This is a genomic window from Alteromonas sp. AMM-1 (assembly GCF_047290655.1).
Taxonomy (GTDB): domain Bacteria; phylum Pseudomonadota; class Gammaproteobacteria; order Enterobacterales; family Alteromonadaceae; genus Alteromonas; species Alteromonas mangrovi.
Genome location: NZ_JBLBUE010000006.1, coordinates 35,985 through 59,141 on the forward strand (window position 1 = coordinate 35,985; position 23,157 = coordinate 59,141).

Below are 23,157 nucleotides of genomic sequence, written 5' to 3' on the forward strand. Positions count from 1 at the left end.
CTTCTCGCCCCCTTTTTTCACTTTAATCGGGTGTTAAAGTGAACAGTTTCAAACGTATCTCTGACGGAGGAGAATGAATGGCCGTAGCCGCGAATAAACGTTCAATCATGACGTTGTTCTCAGACACAATTGATATCTACAGTCACCAGGTTCGCATCGTATTGGCGGAAAAAGGTGTGGGCGTAGAAATCTGCTACACTGACCCCAGCAAGCTGCCTGAGGATCTACTTGAACTTAACCCGTATGGTACGGTACCAACGTTGGTCGATCGTGAATTGGTGCTTTATAAATCGCACATCATCATGGAATACCTTGATGAGCGTTTTCCGCATCCTCCATTAATGCCGGTTTATCCTGTATCTCGTGGTCAAAGTCGCCTGATGATGCACCGCATAGAACAAGACTGGTACAGCCTGGCAGCACAAATTTTCCGTGGTGAAGGCGACGTAGATACGGCGCGAAATGAACTGCGTGAAGCGCTGTTGAGTCTGGCTCCTGTTTTCTCTGAAATGCCTTATTTCATGAGTGAAGAATTCAGCCTGGTTGATTGCTATCTTGCTCCGTTGTTATGGCGTTTGCCTGCATTGGGCATTGAGCTATCAGGCAATGGCAGCAAAGACATTCATTCTTATATGAATCGCATTTTTGCCCGTAGCTCGTTTAAAGCATCGCTGACCGATCAAGAACGCGAAATCCACAATCCGCTATGACCCAAATGACGTCAAACCAACCCTATTTATTGCGTGCGTTTTTCGACTGGATTGTTGATAACAATCTCACGCCATATATAGTGGTAGACGCCACCAACGAATTAGTGGAAGTGCCTCTGGAGTTTGTGAAAGACGGTCAGATAGTACTTAATATCTCACCGTCTGCCTGCGTGAATTTTTATCTGGATACTGATGGATTGTCATTTCAGGCCAGATTTGGAGGTCAGCCTCGTCGTATAAGCATGCCTTGCCATGCTGTTCTGGCGATATACGCCAGAGAAAACGGCGCGGGAACTGTGTTTGCTGCTGAGCCTGTTGAGGAGTCAACAGACAGTGCTTCATCAATCAGCGAAGTTAAAACCGACGCGGAAGTGCCACCCCAGGTTCCGCCAAAGCCAACAGGCAAACCAAACCTGAAAGTGGTTAAGTAACACATCCTAAATATCCGGCATTCGCCGGATTTTTTTTGCCGTGTGATCAAAACCTGCGCAGATATAAAATAGTGATGTTTCTGTGATAATTTCGCGAAACCTATCACGCATTATTTCCTTACCACGCGTCAGTGAATGTCAGCTGACCGCTTTTGACCCTTGTAAGGAGATACAATGAAACGTTCAAACCTATTTCGTTTAATGCTCGCTGCTGGCCTGGCCGGTGCGGCTGTTCAGGCCCATGCTGTAGATGTGGAATTAGAGATTCAAAACCTCACTCGTGGGATTTACTTTACGCCTATTCTGGTTGCTGCTCATCCTTTTGATCAACAGCTTTTCAGAGTAGGTGATCCCGCAACTACAGAGCTTCAGTCGATGGCAGAAGGTGGTGATATTTCTGGTTTGGAAACCGCTGCAATGGCATACAACGCAAACATCATCAGTAATCCAGCTGCAGGACTGTTAGCGCCTACTATGTCAACCAGCGCAACATTCTCCACGTCGGAGTCAAATGAATATCTTTCTATCGTGGCAATGATGTTGCCAACTAACGATGGATTTATTGGTTTAGATACCTGGGAAATTCCACAGGAAGCAGGCACTTATACGGTTTATCTGAATGCCTATGACGCTGGTACAGAAGCGAACGATGAAATTAGGGGTGGCGGCTCACCAGGTACGCCGGGTATGCCTGTTCCTCCACCGTTAGAAGATATGATTGGTACCGGCGGCAGTGGTGTTACTTCAACCATCAATAATGCAATGGTTCACGTTCATCCTGGTAACTTAGGTGACGCTGATATGATGGCGGGCCAGAGTGATATTCAAAACACCGTTCAGCGCTGGCTAAATCCGGTGGCTAAAGTCACTATTACCGTTACGGAATAAGGGGGCGTCATGAAGCTTTCAACGTTACGAAATGTGGTGCTACTGGGCATAGGTTCGGTGTTACTTGCCGCTTGTGATCACAACGACAATAAGCGCAATACGCCTGAGCCGGAACCGGTTACGCGAACCTACTATCTGGGATTGCTGAATGTGACAGAATCCCAGCCATTTTCACCTGTTACCGCATTAATTCACAATGACCAGCGATTATGGGAAGTGGGTGAATCAGCATCTGTACCATTGGAAATACTGGCAGAGGGCGGTGATAACAGCGAATTGATGATTCTGGACGGTGTAACTATGGCTGAAACAGGCCTTGCACCATTACCTCCGGGATATTCAGAAGGCTTTGAATTTACTATCGACGAAGATGATGTTGCTTACCTTACAGTAGTCACCATGCTGGTGAATACCAACGATGCCTTTACCGGCATAACAAACAAATCGCTCGCTGAGTTAGCGGTACATGATTCAATCACAATGATGTTACCAGTCTACGATGCGGGTACAGAAGCAAATGATGAAGTCGCTGGCACTATTCCGGGCCCGGCGGATGGTGGTGAAGGATTTAATGCTGAACGTGATGATGCTGACACCGTGAGCTATCACCCCGGGGTTGTGTCCTCTCAGGATGGCTTGCCTGGATCAGTGTTAATGGCTGAACACCGGTTTGATAATCCGGTAGCCCGATTAATTATTACCCGCGTGGAATAATTCGTTAGCTTTTCCTGTCTGTTGGATAAGAGTTACGCTGTTTTAGCCCATAGTATAAAGCAGCGAGCCTGGCTTCATAGTGAACCAGTCAGGCAATTCGACAGACCGGAGAAACGGAATGATTCTAATAGTAAATCAAGGTACTGCTCATTGTTCAGATTTACATCGTTGCTTGCAACGCGTGAATGAACAGTGTGCAACCGCAACCAATATGGTAACGGCGCTGCATAAATGTACTCATGAATACGTGCCCGTTATTGTGCTGGCACTAAACCAGCCACTGATTAATTGTCTGGATGATTTCAGAGCGCTGGTGCGCAAGGCGGTGAATTCGGCGGTCATCGTGGTTGCGCAACAAGGCTGTGATGCTGAGCGGATTTTGTCGCTTGAACTAGGGGCGCAGGATTATTTGGATTATCCCTGCAATCCCGCTGAATTACAGGCCCGCGTGCGGGTACAGTTACGCAGAACACCGGGTTCGTCGTTGAAGATGAAGGATCAACCTGTGCAGATCGGGTGTTTTCGCATCGATCACAATTACCATCACGCCACGGTTAATGGCTATAAGCTGTCGCTCACCGCCACGGAGTTTGATTTACTGTATTTTCTGGCCAGTCATCCTGATCAGGTGTTTACGAGGGGGCAATTACTGTCGTCGGTATGGGGATATCATTACAGTGGCTACGAACACACGGTTAATAGTCACATTAATCGCCTGCGCAGTAAGCTTGAGAAAGCCCCATTGGAGAGCAAACTGGTGGAGACGGTATGGGGCGTGGGTTATAAATTCAACTCATCCAGTGTAATGCCCACAGCATTAGCACTGCCCTACAGTGCTTAAACTAAGAACAGTGTAGCGCTGCCTAAAAAAGCAAAAATACCCACAACATCGGTAATAGTGGTTAGAATAACACTGCCTGCCAGCGCTGGGTCAATTCTCAATTTCTTCATAATGATTGGCAGTGTGGCGCCCGATAGCGCTGCAGCAATCATGTTCATCAGCATCGCAAAGGCAATGATCAGCCCCAGCGTGAGATCTTGTTTCCACAGCGCGATAACCGAGGCTATTAGTACCGCCCATATCACGCCATTTAAGCCGCCTATGGCAAGTTCCTTGTAAATTAACCAGCGGGAGTTCGACGGGTTAACATGGCCCAGCGCCATACCTCGGATAACCAGCGTAAGCGTTTGGTTCCCGGCTACACCGCCCATGCTCGGTACAATGGTATTCAGAATCGCCAGCACTGCCAGTTGGCTCAACGTTGCTTCAAATAAGTCACTCACTGCCGCTGCCGCCAGTGCGGTAAGTAAGTTAACACCCAGCCACACCGAACGCCGCTTGGTACTTTGCATAACGGGTGCAAAGGTATCTTCTTCGTCGTCTAAACCCGCCATACTCATCATCGAGTGTTCAGCATCTTCACGAATAATGTCTACTACGTCATCAATGGTGATTCGACCTACCAAGCGGTGTTTGTCGTCAACGACGGGGGCTGATAGCCAGTTATAACGTTCGAACATGCCAGCCACTTCATCGTCGGGCATATTGACCAGAATGGCTTCTGGCTCCTCATCCATCACTTCCGATACTTTGGCTTCCGGATCGGCAGTAAGCAAACGGGATACCGGAACAATTCCCACCAAATTATCGGTGCGGTTTACCACGTAAAAGGTATCGGTATTTTCTGGTAATTCGCCTTTCAGGCGCAGGTAGCGCAGCACCACATCTACTGACACGTCGGGTCTGAGTGTGATGGTGTCGGTATTCATTATAAAACCGGCGGTTTCTTCGCCGTAAGACAACGCCTGCTCGGCACGATGCCTGTCCTGCGCATCCATCGATTGCAGAATGTCCTGTAACACCTCATCTGGCAGACTCGACAGCGTTTCTGCCAAATCGTCGGTATCCATGTCTTCAAGGGCGTCTACAACCCTGGCTGGCATCATTTTGGCGATAATGCCGTTGCGCACATCTTCCGATAATTCTTCTATTACGTCGCCGTGAAAATCACTGTCGATCAGTTCCCACAGATCATCACGGGTTTTAGTTGGACTGGATTCCAGAATATGGGCAACATCGCAGGGCGGCATTTCGTGGAGACTTTTGCGCACAGAGACAAACCGGCCTTCTGACAAAGCCTGATTAATGTCACGTAACTGACTCTGTGCGTATTTTGATTCGATAGCTTCTGCCACCTGACATCTCCCAAATGCGCCACGCGGCACGCTGGTGTTTAGATTACCGCAGCAGGTTTATTCTGTCATGATCAAAACAATTGATTGCTTGTTTTTTATTCCATAAATGCTGGTTAAGTTTAATTTTAATAATTAATCAATATCTTATTTCACATAATTTATACAATTTTACCCTCCGGTATTTGATATAAAAGAATAATAAAAATAAATAAAAAACAACATCTTATACTAAAGTTGAAGGAAGGGTTGTGGAAGCGCTATTACGACAGAACAAAAATAATTTAATTGGCCTGTTTCAATCGGTTAATCGGCATAAGATTAACCTTGGCAGTTTGAACACCTGGTGGGATAAGGTCGCCCTGATCGGTAAAATCAACAGTTTGAACGTGCCGCAAAGTTTGTTGATGAACATGCTGGAGACCAAAGCGGAGTTTGCAGAATTACAGGCTACGCTGATTGAAAACCTGCTCGCCGAACAACTTGAACAGCAGCATCGAAGAAATAAAGCAATTGCGCAGGTCATTGTGGATATTCCAAATCGAAACCTGTTCGAACGTACTGCCGATGTAGGATTTCTGGCGACCGACGCCGACTTAATTGCCTTCCTTTCAAAATCTTCTTACAGCGATACCGAGCAGCAGGACATGCACGCGCGGCTTCAGGCCTATGCAGCCAAATACAGTGTGTATGATGACATACTGCTTATTGATATAAAGGGGCAAGTTAAGGCCCAATTGGATATGCTGCACCCGGTAAAGAATACCGATGACCCGGTGATTGCTGAAGTGTTTCAGGGTAAGCAAGATTATTACGAAATTTGCCGTTACTCTTGTTTACGCCCGAACAAGTCGTTGTCCTCGCTTTTTCTCGCTCCGGTGAGAGCGGCAGAACGAGACGGCGGTGGCATACTGGGCTTACTGTGTTTAAGCTTTAAACTCGAAGATGAAATGGTGGTGTTGTTTAATGATTTGGGAAGTAGCAGCGAGTCGGTATTTGCGCTGCTCGATAATGCGGGGAGGGTATTGATTTCAAGCCAACCCGAACGATTAAGTAAAGATACGTTGCTTACCTTGCACGATGAAACCCAAATGCTCACGCTTAATCATCACCGCTATCTGGTTACCCGGGCGAAAACCCGCGGCTATCAGGGATACATGGGGCTAGGTTGGCAAGGATGTGTCCTCCTGCCGTTAGTGCCTGTGAGCGAAAAGCGCGAAGTGCAGCCCGCCACTGAAAAAGCAGGAGAGCGATGGAAAGGCTTTTCACCCTCGTTAAAAGGTATTCAGCGGCGATCAAAAATAGTTACGGATGATCTGAATTTGGTTGTGCTGAATGGACGAATCGCCGCAGCGCGAAGTGATGCCGACGAGTTCATCCCTATTTTGGAGGAAATCCGCAATATTGGTCGGCAAATGCAATCAATTTTCAGCGATTCCGTTGAACAATTGATGAGTACAGCACTGAGTACACACTTCAACGATTTGCGATTTGATGCAGCACTGGCTATCGACATCATGGATCGCAATCTATACGAGCGGGCAAACGACTGCAGATGGTGGGCACTCACCACAAAATTCATTGAATTACTGCCGACTGCTTTGCGCTCTGAGCCATCTCAACAAACGCTCTCCGCCATTCTGAAATACATCAACGGCCTTTACACGGTTTACACATGTATCTATTTATACGATGAACAAGGGCGAATTGTTGCTGCTTCAACTACTGATTTTAACAAGCATATTGGCCAGACTGCCGATGTGACATCGAACTGGCAGGGGGTAAAAAACATCCTTTCCCCGCAGCAGTATTGCGTGTCGCAATTTGTACCCGGCACTTACTACCATGGCCAGCACACCTATGTGTACAATGCGGCGGTTCAGCATCAGGGCACGCTGTTAGGGGGGATTGGCCTGATATTTGACAGTGCGCCTCAGTTCAGAGACATGCTGAATGACGTGGTTACTGGTAGCAAAGGCAAGCGGATTGCTGCGTATGTAGAACGAAGCGGCAAAGTGATAGGCGTGAGTAAAGGCGCGCCCTGGAAAGTGGGTGACGCGCTTTCGCTGCCAGCGTCTGTAACCGGCCAGCCCAATGGCGCCCAGGGAGCTGGCTTGTTTGAGCTGGCGGGTAAAGAGTACACGCTGGGTTACGCCGTATCCAAGGGATACAGAGAGTACAAAGTGTCTGATGATTATAAAAACGACGTGATAGCAATTGTTGCCGAGGTGAATGTCGGCGACTAACGCCGCATTGCCTCAAACAACGACGGCTCCCAGGGACGCATGGCCATTAATAACCCCATATGCGTGCGCTGGGCAATGGGCAGTCTAGAATCCTCTTCGTTTAATTCGGCGGCTTCGCGGGTGATCTGATTTAACCGACGCTGCAATATTTCAATGGATGATTGGGAGTAACGTCCCCGCAGGTAAAAGCGAAAAGTCCAGGGTTCGTTTTTTTTGGGGGCCATGAACTTCACCATCACCTCCTGTTCCATAAATCGCTCAAGCGGGCCGCCAGGGATCCACCGGAAATCCTGCGCAATGAGCAACCGATAACGATTGCCTGGGTGTAATTCAATGAGTTTCAGGCGGTCCAACTTAGCGAATAACTGAATGGCCTCGTGTTCGCTGATATTGTAGTGAGTTGTTATTTCATCAAATTGCCAGCCATCCCTCACACATACCGCCGCAAGCAGTAGCTTGGGGTTTTCCAGCAGTTGTTGTTCCTGTGATGCAGAAAGCTGCGATACTTTTTGCTGCTGCTGAGCCATCAGCATAAACACGTCGCTTAACGTGATCCCCATTAGCTCCGTAATCTGCTCAAGTCGCTCTAACGAAAAGCTCTGTTGTGAAAAACAGCGCTTAATGCTGGCCTCGCTAAGCTGAAGGGCGGATGCGATATCCCGATAGGTTAGTTCATGCTCTCTGAGCAGTTGTTTTAAAGTGGCAGTAAGCTGCTTAATTTGGCTCATAGTATTAATATTTGATACCTTGGGTGGTAAAAGATACTACATTTTTTCTATGAGTTTACAATATTTGTACTTGAAACTAATTTGATTAGGCATTCAAGCAAACCTGTAAACAAGGAAATTCATTATGAAAAAGTTAGTAGCAAGTGTCGTTATGGTGATGTTAGCCAATCCAGTTTTTGCCGATGACTCAGTAGATCACAGTGCACAGGCCAGTAAACACAGTGTGTTAGCGAGTGTTGAAGGCGTGTCGGTTGGTGCCAGTGTAGCCAGTGCTGTTGTGGCCGTGCCGTTTATTGTCACTGCCGCTGCGGTGGTTACCGTAGCCAGTGCTGCAGACAGCATGGCTGATTCGGTTCACCAGAGCCATCAAAGCAGTGAGAAAAAGCCCCTGGTTATTACCACGAAGGTAATTACCCGCGACCCGCCTCCATCGGAAGTGGTGGTTGAACAAACGGTTGTAAACCATTAATTCTTACAGTAGCGGGAGCGAATGATGCGTTATATAGCAATACTCATTACCAGCCTGACACTGTTGGTGAGTCAACCCACTTTTGCCGGTAGTCAGGCTACCGGCGAAGCTCAGTTTCCAGCCGAAGACATTGTTGCGTTTGCAAAGCAGGTTGAACAATATGCGGCTGAGCAGCAAGCGTATGCCTTTATTATTGCGCGTCAGGGACGCCCCGAAAAAGAGTTACCAGAGGGCATTACCTTTACGCACGTAGCCGTTGCGGTGTATTCCAACATTGAACTGGATAACGGCGAAGTGGTGCAAGGTTATGCAATCCACAATCTTTACCAGCGCGCAAAGGATCCGGGTCACAGCGATATTATTGTTGATTACCCGGTAGATTTCTTCTGGGCAGCAAAAGCCATGAAAGCCGGGATTATCATTCCTTCACCTGCTATTCAACAGAAATTGGTAGCGTTGATAGCGTCGGGCAAGCATCTGGCATTGCATAATCCCAACTATTCTGTAGTTGCCAATCCGCACAACCGCTATCGTCAGAATTGTACCGAATATACGCTGGATGTGTTACAGGCGGCGATCTATCAAACAGAAGACATTGATCGGATCAAAGAGAATAACAGTGCCTACTTTACCCCACAGCCTGTCAACATGAGCCGATTTAAACTGGCGATCGGTGGCATGTTTTCTGATGGCGTTACGCTGAACGATCACAAAGGGAAAGTCGCTACGGCCACATTCGGCAGTTTACAGCGCTACATGAGCAAGTACGGATTATCTGAGCAGGCTGTGATCATGCAGTCAGACGGCTCTATCACTGTGTTATAAGGATATATTATGAAACCAACCAAAGCATTTAGCATTGCCTCTGCCATCGCCCTGGCAACCGGTTCGGTGGCTTACCTGCTGGGACTTTACAACGCCACTATGATGTTAAACGAAAAAGGGTATTACTTTGCCGTTTTACTGCTAGGCCTGTTTGGCGTAGTGTCTCTGCAAAAAAGTATACGCGATAAGCTGGCGGGTATTATGGTTACCAAGCCTTATATGGTGGCTTGCGTGGCCGCTACCGCTGCCGGCATTGCATTACTGGTGATTGGTTTGGTGAATGCCGACCTGTTACTGAGTGAGAAAGGCTTTTTTGGCATGGCCTATACGCTGAGTTTGTTCGCCGCTATTGCAGTGCAGAAAAACGTTCGCGACAGTGCCGAAATACAGCCTGAATAATTTATCCGGGTTGCAATTCCATACAATCTGAACGGCTGAGCAATAGTGTCAGCCGTTCTACTGCACAGCACTACTGCTGAATTGCAGATCCGCCAACACCCAGTACATTCCCACCTGAAATAATGACAAAGCGCCTGCCATGGATAAACTTAGTGGTGTGCTCAATGTGAGTGAAAACGTGATCGCAAAGGCCGCGATAAATAAACCGACTAGTACCCAGAATGCTGGTTTCATAGAGATGTCTCCTTAACGCCATTTAATGTGATGTAAGGAGTATGAGTGAAAATATTAATTAGAGAAAACGGGACTAATCGATAGCGTTAATCTTAAAAAGCAATCAAGCCCCGCCAACAGGTGCGGGGCATGGTTACTTAAATTGATTAAGCGTAAACAGCTTTCAACGCGTTCACACAAGCATCGGTTTCTTCAGGTGTTCCCACACTGATACGTGACCAGGTGTCGTAGCCCGGCCAGGTGCGGCCTACTACTTTAATGCCTAATGCCCGCATTTTGGTTGCGAATTCTTCATGCGGCATGCCGGTGTCCATGTAAATAAAATTGCCCTGTGGGTTTTTAGCATACGGACGGCCCAACGCTTCTGCTGCCGCGGTTAACTTAGCGCGCTCTTTACTCACGTAATTGCGCATTGTATTGAGGTTTTCCAAATCTTCCATGCTGGCCATGCCGGCAACCAGACCAAGATAATTTACACCACCCATGCGCAGCGCACGACCCATTTGCTTCGCCTGTTCGGCTGGCATTATGGCGTAACCCAGGCGCTGGCCTGCCATGGCGTGAATTTTCGAGAAGGTACGACAAATAACCACGTTGTAACCGTCGGCCGCCAGTTTAGACTGAACGTTTGATGGATAGGCATCCGACATTTCGATGTAGGCTTCGTCAATAAACACCTGGGCTTTTTGCGAAACCCGCTTGGCAAACGCAGTGAGTTTTGCTGGGTCAAGCGCGCGACCGGTTGGGTTGTTAGGGTTACAAATATACACCGCAGTGGTGTCATCGGTTACCGCAGCTTCAATGGCATCTAAATCGAAGTCCATGTTAGCGTCGAGCGGCACGTAAGTGACGTCGGCACCCATAAACTCGGCGCCACGGGGAATGCCTTCGTAGGTCGCTACAGACGTAACCAGCTTATTGCCGTTTTTAGTGATCCAATCGGCGTAGCCAAACAGGATAGGTGATGAGCCGTTGGTTACTACAATCTGATCTTCCGATACGCCTTCCTGGGCGGCAATTTTTTTCACCAGCACATCCACGGTGGCATCTGCATAACGACAGAGGTTAAACAGTTCGCCCTGCATGGCTTTTACCGCTTTGGCAGAAGGACCAAACGCGTTTTCATTTGAAGAAAGACGGATTAATCCATCGTTTAAATTTGGTGTTGCCGACGGGAAGTGATCGGTTTTCATTCCCGCTGCACTTAGTTCTTTCACACTCGAATCCACACACGCTGACAACGCAGCGGCACCCGCACCAATTCCGACAGTTTTTAGCCATTTGCGGCGTGAGGAATCAACAGGTGGTAAGTTTTGCATTTCACGTTTCATAGGCTGCTCTGTTCAGGGTTATAAAGTATACGGAATATCCAGATTAATTATTAATCACAGGCAATGCAATACCCCTATATAAATCAATCAGATGAAATAGGCAGTTCAGAGCAGAGATCAGGATAAACTTACAAAAAATGCGGATAAGTTGCAGTTTAATGGTTGGGCCATTAAAAAATGTTGTGCAAAATGGAGGGAATTTGAGGGTTATGTCCGGTATTCACAGGTGAACACCGGACAGGTGACGGGGTATTATTCGTCTTCGTTGAAGCGTCCAACGATGAGTGACTCTACAGCATCCATCGCTTCTGCAGCCTGGTCGCCCTCACAAATAATATCCACCTGTTCACCCTGGTGGCTTTCAAGCATCATCAGGCCTAATACGCTGTTGGCGTTACATTCGTTATCGCCCTTTTTCACAATAATAGTGGCTGTAAACTGATTCGCTAATTGTACTAATTGCGTAGCAGCACGTGCATGTAAGCCAAGTTTGTTTACTATGGTCAGTGTTTTTTCAATACGCATTATCGGTTGAGCTCGCGGTGGCGGATTTGTACATCCGGGTGTTTATCACTAAAGAGTTTGGCTAACGTTTGCGCCACAAATACCGAGCGGTGTTGCCCGCCGGTGCAGCCTATAGCAATAGTTACATAGCTGCGGTTATTGCGTTCGAGGTGCGGCAACCAGGTGGTCAGCAAATTCTGAATTTGCCAGATAAACTTGGTAACGATGGGTTGTGATCCAAGAAATGCTTCTACCGGAGAGTCTAAACCGGTTAAATGTTTCAAATCCGGCTCCCAGTGTGGGTTGGGTAAAAAGCGCGCGTCGAACACGTAATCGGCGTCTTTAGGGATGCCGTGTTTAAAGCCGAAAGACTCAAACACCAACACTAAACGGGAACTCTTTTTGCCCAGGATCCGTTCGCGGATCAGTTCAGCCAGCTGGTGGATTGACAGATTGTCGGTGTCGATATACAAATCTGCGCGTTCGGTAACCGGGGCGAGCAGTTCGCGCTCTGCCTGGATGGATTCGGCCAGTGATTTGTTAAGCTTTGCCAGTGGATGCAAACGACGTGTTTCGCTGAATCGCTTAACCAGGATATCGTCGCTGGCATCAATATACACGATGGTCATTGTCCAGGACGAGGGCAAATAATCCAGAATTTCAACCAATTCATCCGGGTCTTTTGGCAGGTTACGCACATCAATACTTACCGCAACCTGATCGTATTCATCTACTACAGTGTGAGTAAGCGTGGGCAGCAAATTTACCGGAATGTTGTCAACACAGTAATAACCCAGGTCTTCCAGTGCGCGTAACGCAACAGATTTACCTGAGCCAGAGCGCCCGCTGATAATGATGAGTTTCATGTGTAGCCCAGTTCCTTGTTAGCCGGTTGTTCAACCATCACAGAGAGCAGCAATAACCTCTTCTTTGGTTTCGGCTCCACGAATGGCTTTGATAATATCTTTCTGACTGAGTTTACCTGCGATAGTTGCCAAAGTCTGCAAGTGGCCTTGAGTTTGATTTTCCGGCACTAATATCGCAAAGAAAATATCGACGGGCTTATCGTCAATGGCGTCAAAGTCAATAGCGGGCGTAGTCGTCACCACCACGGCGGTCACTTTGGATAAATCTGCCAGCCTGCCGTGCGGCAGTGCAATACCATTGCCAATACCAGTACTGCCTACTTTCTCCCTGGCCATCAATGCACTGAGCACTGTTTCCTTGTCGATTTCGGGACTCGTCTGAGCGGCGATATCACTGATAATTTCAAGAATTCGTTTCTTGCTATTGCACTGAACCGCACACTCGGTGCGGTCCAGGCTCACTAACGCTTGTATATTCATAAGGTTGGTGACTTAATGTTTTTTGAGCTTTTCCTTGTGCTTGATAACCTGTCTATCCAGTTTGTCTACCATGCTATCAATCGCCGCGTACATATCGGAATCTTCAGACGAAGCAAACACTTCAGCACCGCTTAAGTGCACTGTAGCTTCCGCTTTTTGACTCAGTTTTTCAACATTCAGGATCACATGCACATTGGATATGTGATCGAAGTGTCGCTCCAGTTTAGTAAATTTTGTCTCAACATAATTACGCAAAGAATCGGTAATCTCAACGTGATGACCTGAAAGATTAATTTGCATAGTTCGTCTTCCTTATATTTCAGCCTAAATGAGGCTCTTGCGTTGGTTAGACGGTGGAATCGAAAGCGATTCCCGGTATTTTGCTATTGTCCGCCGGGCAACCATAATGCCTTGATCAGCCAACAATTGAGCAATCTTGCTATCGCTGAGCGGTTTACTGGGCTTTTCTGCGGCAACCAGTTTCTTAATTAACGCACGAATTGCTGTAGACGAACATTCGCCGCCAGACTCAGTGGCAACATGGCTGGAGAAGAAGTACTTCAACTCAAAAATACCACGCGGTGTGTGCATGTACTTTTGTGTTGTCACGCGCGAAATGGTGGACTCGTGCATATCTACCATTTCTGCCACGTCATTCAGTACCATGGGCTTCATCATTTCCGGCCCGTGTTCAAAAAAGCCAAGTTGCTGTTGCACAATACAGTTTGCCACTTTCATCAGCGTTTCGTTACGCGATTCCAGGCTCTTAATGAACCATTTGGCTTCCTGCATATGTGAACGGATAAACTGTGAATCTGAGCTGTTACGCGCTTGGCGACTCATGGCCGCGTACTGCTGGTTAACGCTCAGTTTCGGTAAACTATCCGGATTGAGTTCTACCATCCATCGACCATTGCGCTTGGTCACCGACACATCCGGGATCACGTATTCAGGCTCTTTGGTAATAAGAGCACTGCCAGGACGGGGGTTAAGTGTTTGCAACAAACGCATGGCTTCACGCAAATCGTCCTCTTTTAGACGCGATTTACGCATAAGGGTTCGATAATCTTTACTGCCAAGTAAGTCGGCGTATTCGTCGATCAGCATTTTTGCTTCGTTCAGCCAGGGCGTATCTTCGGCAAATTGCTTTAACTGAACCAGAAGGCACTCCTGTGGCGTCCGTGAACCAGAACCAATCGGGTCGAACATTTGAATGCGTTTCAGTACGCATTCCACTTCGTCCATTTCTATGGGCTCATCCACATCGTCTTCAGAATTTACGCTTTGAAGAATGTCGTCCAGGCTAACCGTTAAATATCCTGATTCGTCAATTGAGTCGATGATAGCGATAGCTATAGCCCGGTCTACATCGCTGAATGGGGTTAAACGCATCTGCCAAAGCAAATGGTCCTGAATGTTGTCGGTGGTTTCACCCTGAAAAATTTGTTCGTCGTCGTTAGATGACGGGCCCGGTGCAGGGGCCGAGCCTGCTGAGTAGTATTCGTCCCAGGTGCTGTCGATGGGAAGTTCATCGGGTAATTCGTTCTTCTCCAGCGCTTCGTTGGTATCCATACTGTCGCTGCTGGTACTGGGTTGCGCCTCGTTGTCGGCATCCAGGTTGTTTCTTTCAAAGTGGTCGGTATCGCTACTTTCGTCTATTTCCAGCAGTGGATTAGCGTCTAGTGCTTCCTGAATTTCCTGCTGTAAATCCAGCGTAGAAAGTTGCAGCAGCTTAATAGCCTGCTGTAACTGCGGCGTCATGGTAAGTTGTTGACTAAATTTGAGTTGTAAAGATGGTTTCATCTACTTCTTTTCTTAACGCCCTGTTATTGGATGGGGTATTGCATCAAGCTTTTTCATATTTACCTTAACTATAGCCTGAATTGCTCACCAAGGTATACATCCTTCACTTTTTGATTACTTAAAACCTCTTCTGCGGTGCCCTGGGCTATCAGTTCACCCTGGCTCACTATGTATGCTTTCTCGCACACATCAAGGGTTTCCCGCACGTTGTGGTCGGTAATTAATATACCGATATCCCTATCCCGCAAATGCTGAATGATCTTCTTTATATCATTAACCGAAATTGGGTCAACACCTGCAAAGGGTTCGTCCAGCAAAATAAATTTGGGATTGGCCGCCAGAGCCCGGGCAATCTCTACCCGACGGCGCTCACCACCCGATAAACTCATGCCTGTACTATTGCGTATATGGTTGATATTAAATTCATCAAGCAGGGCATCGGCTTCATTCTGGCGTTCATCTGCACTTAAATCTTTACGCGTTTGCAGAATAGCCATGATGTTGTCGAATACGCTGAGTTTGCGAAAAATAGACGCTTCCTGCGGCAAATAGCCAATGCCATGGCGCGCGCGTTCATGCATGGGCTGGCGGGTTAGATCCATGTCGCCAATGCGTATGTCGCCTTTGTCCAGTGGCACCAATCCAACGATCATGTAAAACGTAGTGGTTTTACCTGCGCCATTAGGGCCGAGTAAACCTACAATCTGGCCGCTTGACACTTCAACACTAACGTCCCGTACCACCTGGCGGGATTTATAGGATTTTGCCAGGTGTTTCGCTGTGAGTACTGCCATTAGCGCTGGTCTTCCTTAGCATCGGTATCAGGTGTGGGATTCTTGGGCTTTTTGTCCTGCTTATCTTGCTTTTCCTGCTTTAATGCATCAATAGTTTGGGTGCTGAATACCGTGGTAACACGGCCAGTGCCACTGCCATCGCCTTTGGCGATCAGTTGCTCTTTTTCCATGTTGTACACAATAGAGTCACCTTTCACCACAGAGCTGTTTTGCAGTAGTTCTGCTTTGCCGGTTAGCGAGATCGTGCGGCTACCTACTTCGTAGCGAATTTCAAATGCCTTGGCTTCCACTGTGCGACCATCATCCAGCTTTTGGCGGTAAATAGCAGGCTTGCCCGTGGCAGAAAACACTTCTTTACCTTTGCCTTCAGTGGCTTCTACTTCTACCCGGTCGGCCAGAATATTCAGGCTGCCTTGTACAATTTGTACGTTGTCGATAAACACCGACTTTTTATTTTTACCGTCTAAGAATTGTGATTCAGCTTTTAGCTCTATCGGCTTTTTAAAGTCCGATTGTTCTGCATAAGCAGTGGTTGCTAACACAGCTAGTGCAGCACTAGTTAGCAGGCTGATAAGTGGTTTGTACATGTTGATTTAACTCATAAGTTTTATTCAGCAAATCGGCCGTTAATCCATTGCTTTGAATAGTAAATTCAGGTCCGGAAATCACAACGTGAGCTTCTGATACCATCGACTGTTTGTCCAGATCTATTTCCAGATAATCGGTTTCAACCCGTTGTACAAAGTCGTCCGGGTTTTTACTCACAATCACCACGTTGTTTTCTAACTGGATCATATTGTTATCGTAAAGTGTACCTTCGCTGGCCACTACCTGCCATGGCGGCTCGCCCGATGTCTGATAGATAGTATATTGCGGTGCCAGAAAGAGCACAAAGCCTAAAAACTGATAATGTTCCATTCGCGATGAAAAGACTTGTTGAATACGGTTGCCTTCTTCGTCATATATAGTGGTGGTGAGATTGCGCGCCTGGTAGGTTGGCGTAAGGGCACGGGCATCTTCATCCATTACCTGCTTGGGTGGCTCTTCCATTAAGCCGGGTAAATACAGCCCTAATGCCAGAATAAACAGGCCGGCAATAATTAATCCCAGTCGGCTCATACACTGGCCCCAAGAATGCCTTTCAATTTGCCTTTTGCCTGCAATATGGTGTCGCATACTTCCCGCACGGCACCAAATCCGCCTGGCAAGGTGGTTACCCAGTTAGCCTGCGCAATCACCTGAGGATGGGCATCTCTAACAGCAATATGCACGGCAGAATGTTCGAACATGCCGGTATCGGGCATATCATCGCCAATGGCGGCTACGTCCTGCGGTTTGATGTTGAGTTTTTTAAGCAGGGCAGCCAGTGCGTCAGCTTTGTTCTCTTCGCCCTGAATGATGTGCTGTACCGTGAGCGATTTCATGCGATTAGCCACAATGGCAGACGTTCGACCGGTAATAACAGCAACTTCCACACCGGCGTTAATCAGCGCTTTTATCCCGTAACCATCACGGGTGTGAAAGGCCTTCAGTTCTTCACCATTATTGCCCAAATAAATTCTGCCGTCGGAAAACACGCCGTCTACGTCACATACCAATAATCGCAGTGTGCGTAACTGCTTGAATTGCTTTAACGCTATCGGCCCATAAAGGGTATCAACGGTATTCATTAAATTACTCCGGCTTTTAACAACATATGCATGTTAAAGGCACCAATAGGCTGTCTGTTTTCGTTTACTACCAGTAATGCGCTGATTTTGTAGCTTTCCATCAGATTCAGGGCTTCTACAGCAAGTTCCCCTGCCTGAGACGTTTTACAGCCTTTAGTCATCACATTTGCCACTGCCGTGGCGTGAATATCTACCCGGGCATCCAGCAAACGTCGCAAGTCGCCGTCAGTAAATACGCCAAGTAATTCATTGTGTTCATTAACGATGCCGGTAAGTCCTAATCCCTTTTTGGATATTTCCAGCAGAGCCTGGGTAATGGTGGCCGAAACAGGCACTAACGGGATTTCGTCGCCTTTGAGCATAATGTCATCAACCGTGAGCAAGAGTTTTCTGCCCAAGCTGCCGCCAGGATGTGACAATGCAAAATCATCAGAGGTAAACCCTTTGGCATCCAGCAATGCAACCGCCAGTGCGTCGCCCAGGACCAGGGTTACCGTTGTGCTGGTGGTGGGAGCCAGGCCAAGCGAGCAGGCTTCCTGCTCGACACCGATGTCCAGTACTACGTCTGCATATTTTCCCAGTGTGCTGTCGGCGCGATTAGTAATAGCAATCACAGGTACATTCATGCGTTTTACTACGGGCAACAGGTTGAGTAATTCCCCTGTTTCGCCTGAATTCGAGATGGCTACCAACACGTCGTTTGAGGCCAGCATGCCCAAATCACCGTGATTGGCCTCGCCTGGGTGCATAAAAAAAGCTGGCGTACCTGTACTTGCCAGGGTGGCGGCAATCTTGTTGCCAATGTGCCCGGATTTTCCCATGCCACTTACCACTACTTTTCCCTGACACTGCATGAGCAGTTTACAGGCATTGGCAAATTGTTCGTCCAACCTGCTACTGAGCGCTGCTATCGCGTTTAGCTCGATGTCGACTACTTGTTTACCCGAGGCAATAAATTGAGCGTTTGTTGTTGTCATTATGCGAATAACCAATACTGATAGGCGAAAAAACTAAGCAGCAATAAACCGGCTTCGATACGGGTTATCTGCCGGGTTCCCCGGAAATTAAAGCTGAAGGTGAGCAATAATAATGTCATGCCGAGCATAACAAAGGCGTCCCGGTTTGCTGCGTTTTCATCCAGTAAGCCAGGCGCTATCAGCCCTGGCATACCAAGCACCGCCAATAAGTTAAAGATGTTTGAACCGATAACATTACCCAGTGCCAAATCATCCTCGCCTTTCATTACGCCAGCCACACTGGCAGCTAATTCAGGCAGGCTGGTGCCCAGGGCAATAATCGTTAAGCCAATAATAAGATCGCTCAACCCAAAATAGCGTGCTATGTAAACTGCGGAATCTACCATGTATTGTGCGCTCAGTGGCAACAGTATCAGCCCAACACCAATCCATAAAACGGCTTTGCCGGTTTCTTCCTGCGAAGGTATTTCATCGGAGGTTTCATTGATAAGTGGATCGCCTTTTTCTACCAGCAACGAAATCCACGCCATGCCAGCCAGCACAAAAATAAACAGCAGTATAAGAATAATGCCTTCGCGGGCGCTCAATTCCCCATCGTACAGAAAATAGACCGCAATAATGTTAACGGCAAGCAGAACCGGAAACTCGCGTTTAAGCGTACTGGATGACACGAGCAGCGGTTTAATCAGGGCGGTTATGCCCAGTACCAAACCGATATTGGTAATATTTGAACCAAGCGCATTACCTACGGCCGTATTTGTATTACCGCTCAACGAGGCAACCGCTGATACCACGATTTCAGGTGCAGAAGAACCCATCGCCACAATGGTTAAACCAATCATCATGGGCGATATGCCAATGTTCCTTGCCAGTGCTGAAGCACCGTATACAAACTTGTCTGCGCTCCAGCTAAGCACCGCCAGACCGACCAGGAAAATTGCGATTTGTGTTACCACGCGAAAACCTGCAATGCACCAAAAAGTGTATTCTCGCAAAAAAAAGCGCGTATTCCTATGCTTGGGTGGGGAGAAATATTGGCTTTTGCTGGTCCTATGGTTGAACACAGCAACAGATTACTCATCGTTTACATCTATTTACGATATATACCTACATGAATGTATGTAATTGGAAATTGCTGTGGTAGACTTTAGTTGAATATAAAAAGGTAGGGGGATCTGTCTCCCAACGCAGACTAACGGTTTACTTTTAATTGCCGGTAAACTGTATTGTATCGGTCCAGGTTAGCGGTTTGGTAAGCAAAGTACCTAAATTCGAGGATTTCGAATGAGTAAACCGGATCTTTCAAACAGACCGTATAAGCAAAATGCCTGATAATTTGGCCAGTTATTTGCTAACGCCTAAGCGCTAAAGCTGAGTAGAGCAAGCCCGTTAGTTATAAATTGTAACGTATTTGTGTTTAGAGGATGGCGTTGAAACAGCGTACAATCCTACGAAGGGACCGAGATTGGGCTTCTGATCTGAAATGTTAGCCATATTTCAGTCTGTAACAGGAAAAACAAACAAACATGGACTATTTAGTCAACGTAGACAATATGACCTTTTCCCGTGGTGACCGCGTGATCTACGACGGTATATCACTACGGGTACCCAAGGGCAAGATTACGGCAGTAATGGGGCCCAGTGGTATAGGCAAAACAACGTTATTGAAGCTCATCGGTGGGCAATTGCAACCCGATCAGGGAGATATCACATTTGACGGTGATTCAATTGTTCGCATGTCGCGCCGCGAATTGTATCAAACCCGCCGCAGGATGAGCATGCTCTTTCAAAGTGGAGCACTTTTCACCGATATGTCAGTGTTCGACAACGTTGCGTTTCCATTGCGCGAGCACACTAAGTTGTCTGAATCGGTAATTGCGACCATTGTCGCATTAAAGCTACATGCAGTTGGATTGCGCGGCGCAGCGCAGTTAATGCCCAGTGAATTGTCAGGTGGTATGGCGCGTCGTGCCGCGTTGGCCAGAGCCATCGCGCTGGATCCAGACCTGATTATGTACGATGAACCCTTTGCGGGTCAGGATCCTATTTCGATGGGCGTATTAGTGAAGCTGATCCGCGAATTAAACGACGCACTTAATTTAACCAGCATCGTGGTAACACACGACGTAACGGAAGTGCTGACGATTGCCGACTACATTTATATTCTGGCTGACAAGCGCATTATTGGCGAAGGTACTGCAGAGCAAATTCAGGGGAGTAAATCTGAACTGGTTCAGCAGTTCCTGCGCGGAGAAGCCGATGGTCCTGTGCCATTTCATTTTCCTGCTCCATCGTTAGAGAAAAGTTTGTTGGGAGAAGAGATTTGAATTGGATTCGTCAAATCGGGCGTACCACGCTAGACCGTGTTTCGGCAACCGGGCGTGCAGGGCTGATGTTGTTTGGTGCTCTCGTAGCGCCGCCCAGTTTTAAAAATATCCCGCTTACCATCAAGCAAGTGTACGTGGTAGGTGTGCAGTCGCTGGCTATTATTATTGTGTCAGGGTTGTTTATCGGCATGGTAATGGCGCTGCAAGGCTACACTATTCTTACCGATTACGGTGCAGAAGGCAGCCTTGGGCCAATGGTGGCGCTGTCGCTACTGCGCGAATTAGGACCGGTTGTTACAGCTCTGCTGTTTGCTGGTCGCGCAGGCTCTGCACTCACTGCAGAGATTGGTTTAATGAAAGCCACTGAACAGTTAAGCAGTTTAGAAATGATGGCGGTGGATCCGCTGCGCAGAGTCGTCGCCCCGCGTTTTTGGGCAGGCATGTTGTCGATGCCAATGCTGGCGTTAATTTTCTCTGCGGTAGGTATTTTGGGCGGCCACCTGGTGGGCGTCGACTGGTTAGGTGTTGATTCGGGCAGCTACTGGTCAATTATGCAGGCAACGGTCGACTGGGACAAAGATGTCATAAATGGGGTCATAAAAAGCCTCGTGTTTGCCTTAGTTGTGACCTGGATTGCCATATTTAAAGGTTATGATTCGATACCAACATCCGAAGGTATCAGTCAGGCCACCACGCAAACCGTGGTGTTCTCATCATTAGCAGTTTTGGGGCTGGATTTTGTTTTAACCGCCCTGATGTTTGGTATCGAGTAGGGGAAAGTAATGAACCGATATAAAACGGAATTAATGGTCGGCGTATTTGTGGTAATGACCATTGCAGCTTTGTTATTACTGGCACTTAAAGTGGCCAATCAAACCGTAGTAACAGACGGTAATACTTATACCCTCTATGCCAAATTCGACAATATTGGCGGATTGAAAGTGCGCTCACCGGTAAAAGTAGGTGGCGTAGTAATAGGCCGGGTAAGCAGCATTAAGCTGGACAGTAGCGATTATAGTCCGGTGGTTGAACTAACCATTCAGGCTGAATATAACGCGTTTCCGGAAACCAGCTCGGCGTCTATTCTGACATCTGGCTTACTGGGTGAGCAATACGTCGGATTCGAGCCTGGTTTTACCATCGAAGGGGTTGAGAATCTGGCGAACGGTGACTATATCGAGGACACCAGTTCAGCTTTAGTGCTGGAAGAACTCATCGGTCAGTTTCTGTTCAGCCGCAGTAGTGAAGAATAATACTTGCTTACCCGGTCTGGTAAGTAAGTCGCAAGCAGTTTAGTTAGGAGAGTGAAGTTGAAAATCAAGTTAGGCGTTGTGTTTACGTGCTTATTAATGATGGTGTTGCCCGCCGCAGCACAACAAGCAGGCATAGATACGCGTAATCCGTATGTAATGGTTGAGCAGGTTGGGAACCGCACGTTCGAACGCATGAAGAGTTCGAAAGAGCAAATCCAGCAGAACCCGGAATTACTGCGTACCATTATGGAAGAAGAGCTGTTGCCCTACATTGATTATCAATACAGTGCCTTTAAAGTACTGGGCAAGCACTTTGATTTTAAAAATGCCGATAAAGATAAACTCATTGAGTACATCCGTGTGTTTCGTCAGTACCTGATCACCAGTTACGCCGACGCGCTGAGTTATTACGATGATCAGGAAGTGATTTTTGCCCCTGAGCAGGACTTTGACGGTGATAAGAGCGCAACGGTACGCGCAGTGATCCGCGACGGCAACCGTCCGGATATCAGTGTAGCGTTTAAGGTGCGCAAAAGTGGTAAAGCTGATGAATGGAAAGCCTACGATATGGTGGCTGAAGGCATTAGCATGCTGCAGAACGAAATTAAGCAATACGAGCCGGTTATTCGCACAGAAGGCATTGATAAAGTAATTGAAATCATGCGTGAACGTATTGAAAAACCCATGCAACTGAAAAGTCTGGATGATATCTCCGGCAACAAAGGTGATAAAGCATGAGTACTGTCTCAGTGATCGCCTTGAATGGCGCACTGGATCGCCAGAGCCTGACCAAAGACTGGTGGGCATTGCTTAGCAATGCCGACAAGCAGTCTTACCGTCAGGCTGGGGCCTGTACCTTTGATTTTAGTCAGGTGGAGCGGGTCGACAGTGCCGGTTTAGCGTGGACAATCAATGCAATCCGGGATGGCAGAGCACAAGGGATTAAAATAACCCTGTGCAACCTTCCTGAAAAAATGCTTAAATTAGCGAAAATCAGTGAAATCGATGCGTTTCTGCCTGTGCAAAACGCCACACTATCGCAATAGAGTCTATGGACATCAAAGAAATAGAAACCCTTTTGAAAGACAGCCTTAACCTTGCCGAAGTTTACGTAAAAGGCGAAGGTTCTCACTTCAACATCATTGCCGTAAGCGATGCGTTTGCTGACATGAGTCGCGTTAAGCGCCAGCAATTCGTTTATGCGCCACTCAATGCGTTCATTGCCGATGGTTCGATGCACGCTGTATCGATTAAAACCTTTACCGAAAAAGACTGGAAACGCGAACGCCAGTTTAATCTTCCGCAGTAAACACCC

At 47.5% G+C, this 23,157-nt stretch carries 30 protein-coding genes; 15 read left to right on the top strand and 15 right to left on the bottom strand.

The genetic code is table 11. The annotated features are described in order from the left end of the window. The first annotated feature begins 77 nt into the window (after positions 1-77). The 5 genes from sspA (at position 78) to ACLR2L_RS02560 (ending at position 3,584) form a co-directional block, all read left to right on the top strand. Positions 78-710 carry a stringent starvation protein SspA gene (gene sspA / locus ACLR2L_RS02540; RefSeq protein WP_140958436.1) on the top strand — a complete coding sequence of 211 codons (633 nt, stop codon included), beginning with the start codon at positions 78-80 and terminating at the stop codon, positions 708-710. Next, positions 707-1,141, top strand: coding sequence for a ClpXP protease specificity-enhancing factor (locus ACLR2L_RS02545; RefSeq protein WP_140958435.1), 435 nt, complete (start codon positions 707-709; stop codon positions 1,139-1,141). The genes sspA and ACLR2L_RS02545 overlap by 4 nt, the downstream gene beginning before the upstream one ends. A 174-nt stretch (positions 1,142-1,315) precedes the next feature. Then, the gene (locus ACLR2L_RS02550) at positions 1,316-2,029 is read left to right on the top strand and encodes a spondin domain-containing protein (RefSeq protein ID WP_413365421.1); all 714 of its coding nucleotides are present in this window, start codon (positions 1,316-1,318) and stop codon (positions 2,027-2,029) included. A 9-nt stretch (positions 2,030-2,038) separates the two neighbouring features. Then, positions 2,039-2,743: a spondin domain-containing protein gene (locus tag ACLR2L_RS02555; RefSeq protein ID WP_413365423.1), complete on the top strand. Its 705-nt coding sequence runs from the start codon at positions 2,039-2,041 to the stop codon at positions 2,741-2,743. A gap of 118 nt (positions 2,744-2,861) precedes the next feature. Next, complete coding sequence (locus ACLR2L_RS02560; protein ID WP_413365425.1) at positions 2,862-3,584, top strand: response regulator transcription factor; 723 nt, start codon at positions 2,862-2,864, stop codon at positions 3,582-3,584. Here the strand turns inward: ACLR2L_RS02560 and mgtE are convergent. Next, complete coding sequence (gene mgtE / locus ACLR2L_RS02565; protein ID WP_140958431.1) at positions 3,581-4,939, bottom strand: magnesium transporter; 1,359 nt, start codon at positions 4,937-4,939, stop codon at positions 3,581-3,583. The two genes, ACLR2L_RS02560 and mgtE, sit on opposite strands and share 4 nt — an antisense overlap. 248 nt (positions 4,940-5,187) lie before the next feature. Between mgtE and ACLR2L_RS02570 the strand changes: the two genes are divergently transcribed. Continuing rightward, entirely contained in the window at positions 5,188-7,182 is a 1,995-nt protein-coding gene (locus ACLR2L_RS02570; protein WP_413365427.1) for a hypothetical protein, read from the top strand. Here the strand turns inward: ACLR2L_RS02570 and ACLR2L_RS02575 are convergent. Continuing rightward, positions 7,179-7,910: a helix-turn-helix domain-containing protein gene (locus ACLR2L_RS02575; protein WP_140958429.1), complete on the bottom strand. Its 732-nt coding sequence runs from the start codon at positions 7,908-7,910 to the stop codon at positions 7,179-7,181. The two genes, ACLR2L_RS02570 and ACLR2L_RS02575, sit on opposite strands and share 4 nt — an antisense overlap. Before the next feature lie 124 nt (positions 7,911-8,034). Here ACLR2L_RS02575 and ACLR2L_RS02580 point away from each other — a divergent pair, with 124 nt between their 5' ends. Genes ACLR2L_RS02580 through yiaA form a run of 3 tightly spaced genes read left to right on the top strand, consistent with a single transcriptional unit; the run spans position 8,035 to position 9,603 of the window. Next, positions 8,035-8,379 carry a hypothetical protein gene (locus tag ACLR2L_RS02580; RefSeq protein WP_413365429.1) on the top strand — a complete coding sequence of 115 codons (345 nt, stop codon included), beginning with the start codon at positions 8,035-8,037 and terminating at the stop codon, positions 8,377-8,379. Positions 8,380-8,400: 21 nt separating this feature from the next. Next, a complete protein-coding gene (locus tag ACLR2L_RS02585; protein WP_413365431.1) occupies positions 8,401-9,204 on the top strand; it encodes a DUF2145 domain-containing protein in 804 nt (267 codons plus the stop codon). Positions 9,205-9,213: 9 nt separating this feature from the next. Next, positions 9,214-9,603 (top strand): inner membrane protein YiaA, encoded by a 390-nt coding sequence (gene yiaA / locus ACLR2L_RS02590; protein WP_413365435.1) that lies wholly within the window; start codon positions 9,214-9,216, stop codon positions 9,601-9,603. A 57-nt stretch (positions 9,604-9,660) separates the two neighbouring features. Here yiaA and ACLR2L_RS02595 read toward each other — a convergent pair whose 3' ends face one another. The 13 genes from ACLR2L_RS02595 to ACLR2L_RS02655 form a co-directional block, all read right to left on the bottom strand. Beyond that, a complete protein-coding gene (locus tag ACLR2L_RS02595) occupies positions 9,661-9,837 on the bottom strand; it encodes a hypothetical protein (RefSeq protein ID WP_413365437.1) in 177 nt (58 codons plus the stop codon). Positions 9,838-9,983: 146 nt separating this feature from the next. Beyond that, entirely contained in the window at positions 9,984-11,168 is a 1,185-nt protein-coding gene (locus ACLR2L_RS02600) for a pyridoxal phosphate-dependent aminotransferase (protein ID WP_413365439.1), read from the bottom strand. 252 nt (positions 11,169-11,420) lie between these two features. Continuing rightward, positions 11,421-11,693, bottom strand: coding sequence for an HPr family phosphocarrier protein (locus ACLR2L_RS02605; RefSeq protein WP_140958425.1), 273 nt, complete (start codon positions 11,691-11,693; stop codon positions 11,421-11,423). After that, a complete protein-coding gene (gene rapZ, locus ACLR2L_RS02610) occupies positions 11,693-12,538 on the bottom strand; it encodes an RNase adapter RapZ (RefSeq protein WP_140958424.1) in 846 nt (281 codons plus the stop codon). The genes ACLR2L_RS02605 and rapZ overlap by 1 nt, the downstream gene beginning before the upstream one ends. 30 nt (positions 12,539-12,568) lie before the next feature. Further along, positions 12,569-13,018 (bottom strand): PTS IIA-like nitrogen regulatory protein PtsN, encoded by a 450-nt coding sequence (ptsN, locus tag ACLR2L_RS02615; protein ID WP_140958423.1) that lies wholly within the window; start codon positions 13,016-13,018, stop codon positions 12,569-12,571. A 12-nt stretch (positions 13,019-13,030) separates the two neighbouring features. Beyond that, positions 13,031-13,318: a ribosome hibernation promoting factor gene (hpf, locus tag ACLR2L_RS02620; protein WP_140958422.1), complete on the bottom strand. Its 288-nt coding sequence runs from the start codon at positions 13,316-13,318 to the stop codon at positions 13,031-13,033. A 24-nt stretch (positions 13,319-13,342) separates the two neighbouring features. After that, complete coding sequence (locus tag ACLR2L_RS02625; protein WP_413365442.1) at positions 13,343-14,821, bottom strand: RNA polymerase factor sigma-54; 1,479 nt, start codon at positions 14,819-14,821, stop codon at positions 13,343-13,345. A 68-nt stretch (positions 14,822-14,889) separates the two neighbouring features. Further along, complete coding sequence (lptB, locus tag ACLR2L_RS02630; RefSeq protein ID WP_413365444.1) at positions 14,890-15,615, bottom strand: LPS export ABC transporter ATP-binding protein; 726 nt, start codon at positions 15,613-15,615, stop codon at positions 14,890-14,892. Beyond that, entirely contained in the window at positions 15,615-16,202 is a 588-nt protein-coding gene (gene lptA, locus ACLR2L_RS02635) for a lipopolysaccharide transport periplasmic protein LptA (protein ID WP_413365446.1), read from the bottom strand. Before lptA ends, lptB begins: the two co-directional genes overlap by 1 nt. Further along, positions 16,171-16,734 (bottom strand): LPS export ABC transporter periplasmic protein LptC, encoded by a 564-nt coding sequence (gene lptC, locus ACLR2L_RS02640; RefSeq protein ID WP_413365448.1) that lies wholly within the window; start codon positions 16,732-16,734, stop codon positions 16,171-16,173. Before lptC ends, lptA begins: the two co-directional genes overlap by 32 nt. Next, on the bottom strand, positions 16,731-17,285 hold the full coding sequence (kdsC, locus tag ACLR2L_RS02645; protein WP_413365450.1) for a 3-deoxy-manno-octulosonate-8-phosphatase KdsC: 555 nt from the start codon (positions 17,283-17,285) through the stop codon (positions 16,731-16,733). Before kdsC ends, lptC begins: the two co-directional genes overlap by 4 nt. Continuing rightward, a complete protein-coding gene (locus tag ACLR2L_RS02650) occupies positions 17,285-18,262 on the bottom strand; it encodes a KpsF/GutQ family sugar-phosphate isomerase (RefSeq protein ID WP_413365452.1) in 978 nt (325 codons plus the stop codon). The genes kdsC and ACLR2L_RS02650 overlap by 1 nt, the downstream gene beginning before the upstream one ends. After that, entirely contained in the window at positions 18,262-19,218 is a 957-nt protein-coding gene (locus ACLR2L_RS02655; RefSeq protein ID WP_413365454.1) for a calcium/sodium antiporter, read from the bottom strand. The genes ACLR2L_RS02650 and ACLR2L_RS02655 overlap by 1 nt, the downstream gene beginning before the upstream one ends. Before the next feature lie 570 nt (positions 19,219-19,788). Here ACLR2L_RS02655 and mlaF point away from each other — a divergent pair. From mlaF to ACLR2L_RS02685, 6 genes are all read left to right on the top strand, one after another. Beyond that, positions 19,789-20,589, top strand: coding sequence for a phospholipid ABC transporter ATP-binding protein MlaF (gene mlaF, locus ACLR2L_RS02660; protein ID WP_413365456.1), 801 nt, complete (start codon positions 19,789-19,791; stop codon positions 20,587-20,589). Next, on the top strand, positions 20,586-21,362 hold the full coding sequence (mlaE, locus tag ACLR2L_RS02665) for a lipid asymmetry maintenance ABC transporter permease subunit MlaE (protein WP_413365458.1): 777 nt from the start codon (positions 20,586-20,588) through the stop codon (positions 21,360-21,362). The genes mlaF and mlaE overlap by 4 nt, the downstream gene beginning before the upstream one ends. Before the next feature lie 9 nt (positions 21,363-21,371). Continuing rightward, positions 21,372-21,842: an outer membrane lipid asymmetry maintenance protein MlaD gene (gene mlaD / locus ACLR2L_RS02670; protein WP_413365461.1), complete on the top strand. Its 471-nt coding sequence runs from the start codon at positions 21,372-21,374 to the stop codon at positions 21,840-21,842. Between the two features lie 63 nt (positions 21,843-21,905). Beyond that, entirely contained in the window at positions 21,906-22,580 is a 675-nt protein-coding gene (locus ACLR2L_RS02675) for a phospholipid-binding protein MlaC (protein WP_413365491.1), read from the top strand. Beyond that, positions 22,577-22,888, top strand: coding sequence for a lipid asymmetry maintenance protein MlaB (locus ACLR2L_RS02680; RefSeq protein ID WP_413365464.1), 312 nt, complete (start codon positions 22,577-22,579; stop codon positions 22,886-22,888). The genes ACLR2L_RS02675 and ACLR2L_RS02680 overlap by 4 nt, the downstream gene beginning before the upstream one ends. A 5-nt stretch (positions 22,889-22,893) precedes the next feature. Then, complete coding sequence (locus tag ACLR2L_RS02685; RefSeq protein WP_140958410.1) at positions 22,894-23,151, top strand: BolA family protein; 258 nt, start codon at positions 22,894-22,896, stop codon at positions 23,149-23,151. The last annotated feature ends 6 nt before the right edge of the window (positions 23,152-23,157 follow it).

What these genes read in the sequence shown, in the direction of transcription:
- mlaF (WP_413365456.1), top strand. Translation starts at nt 19,789, where the DNA reads ATGGACTATTTAGTCAACGTAGACAATATGACCTTTTCCCGTGGTGAC.
- lptC (WP_413365448.1), bottom strand. Translation starts at nt 16,734, where the DNA reads ATGAGCCGACTGGGATTAATTATTGCCGGCCTGTTTATTCTGGCATTA.
- rapZ (WP_140958424.1), bottom strand. Translation starts at nt 12,538, where the DNA reads ATGAAACTCATCATTATCAGCGGGCGCTCTGGCTCAGGTAAATCTGTT.
- ACLR2L_RS02585 (WP_413365431.1), top strand. Translation starts at nt 8,401, where the DNA reads ATGATGCGTTATATAGCAATACTCATTACCAGCCTGACACTGTTGGTG.
- lptB (WP_413365444.1), bottom strand. Translation starts at nt 15,615, where the DNA reads ATGGCAGTACTCACAGCGAAACACCTGGCAAAATCCTATAAATCCCGC.
- ACLR2L_RS02680 (WP_413365464.1), top strand. Translation starts at nt 22,577, where the DNA reads ATGAGTACTGTCTCAGTGATCGCCTTGAATGGCGCACTGGATCGCCAG.
- mlaD (WP_413365461.1), top strand. Translation starts at nt 21,372, where the DNA reads ATGAACCGATATAAAACGGAATTAATGGTCGGCGTATTTGTGGTAATG.
- ACLR2L_RS02555 (WP_413365423.1), top strand. Translation starts at nt 2,039, where the DNA reads ATGAAGCTTTCAACGTTACGAAATGTGGTGCTACTGGGCATAGGTTCG.
- sspA (WP_140958436.1), top strand. Translation starts at nt 78, where the DNA reads ATGGCCGTAGCCGCGAATAAACGTTCAATCATGACGTTGTTCTCAGAC.
- yiaA (WP_413365435.1), top strand. Translation starts at nt 9,214, where the DNA reads ATGAAACCAACCAAAGCATTTAGCATTGCCTCTGCCATCGCCCTGGCA.
- ACLR2L_RS02550 (WP_413365421.1), top strand. Translation starts at nt 1,316, where the DNA reads ATGAAACGTTCAAACCTATTTCGTTTAATGCTCGCTGCTGGCCTGGCC.
- ACLR2L_RS02625 (WP_413365442.1), bottom strand. Translation starts at nt 14,821, where the DNA reads ATGAAACCATCTTTACAACTCAAATTTAGTCAACAACTTACCATGACG.
- ACLR2L_RS02685 (WP_140958410.1), top strand. Translation starts at nt 22,894, where the DNA reads ATGGACATCAAAGAAATAGAAACCCTTTTGAAAGACAGCCTTAACCTT.
- lptA (WP_413365446.1), bottom strand. Translation starts at nt 16,202, where the DNA reads ATGTACAAACCACTTATCAGCCTGCTAACTAGTGCTGCACTAGCTGTG.
- ACLR2L_RS02605 (WP_140958425.1), bottom strand. Translation starts at nt 11,693, where the DNA reads ATGCGTATTGAAAAAACACTGACCATAGTAAACAAACTTGGCTTACAT.
- ACLR2L_RS02650 (WP_413365452.1), bottom strand. Translation starts at nt 18,262, where the DNA reads ATGACAACAACAAACGCTCAATTTATTGCCTCGGGTAAACAAGTAGTC.
- kdsC (WP_413365450.1), bottom strand. Translation starts at nt 17,285, where the DNA reads ATGAATACCGTTGATACCCTTTATGGGCCGATAGCGTTAAAGCAATTC.
- ACLR2L_RS02600 (WP_413365439.1), bottom strand. Translation starts at nt 11,168, where the DNA reads ATGAAACGTGAAATGCAAAACTTACCACCTGTTGATTCCTCACGCCGC.
- ACLR2L_RS02545 (WP_140958435.1), top strand. Translation starts at nt 707, where the DNA reads ATGACCCAAATGACGTCAAACCAACCCTATTTATTGCGTGCGTTTTTC.
- ptsN (WP_140958423.1), bottom strand. Translation starts at nt 13,018, where the DNA reads ATGAATATACAAGCGTTAGTGAGCCTGGACCGCACCGAGTGTGCGGTT.
- ACLR2L_RS02580 (WP_413365429.1), top strand. Translation starts at nt 8,035, where the DNA reads ATGAAAAAGTTAGTAGCAAGTGTCGTTATGGTGATGTTAGCCAATCCA.
- ACLR2L_RS02575 (WP_140958429.1), bottom strand. Translation starts at nt 7,910, where the DNA reads ATGAGCCAAATTAAGCAGCTTACTGCCACTTTAAAACAACTGCTCAGA.
- ACLR2L_RS02595 (WP_413365437.1), bottom strand. Translation starts at nt 9,837, where the DNA reads ATGAAACCAGCATTCTGGGTACTAGTCGGTTTATTTATCGCGGCCTTT.
- hpf (WP_140958422.1), bottom strand. Translation starts at nt 13,318, where the DNA reads ATGCAAATTAATCTTTCAGGTCATCACGTTGAGATTACCGATTCTTTG.
- ACLR2L_RS02560 (WP_413365425.1), top strand. Translation starts at nt 2,862, where the DNA reads ATGATTCTAATAGTAAATCAAGGTACTGCTCATTGTTCAGATTTACAT.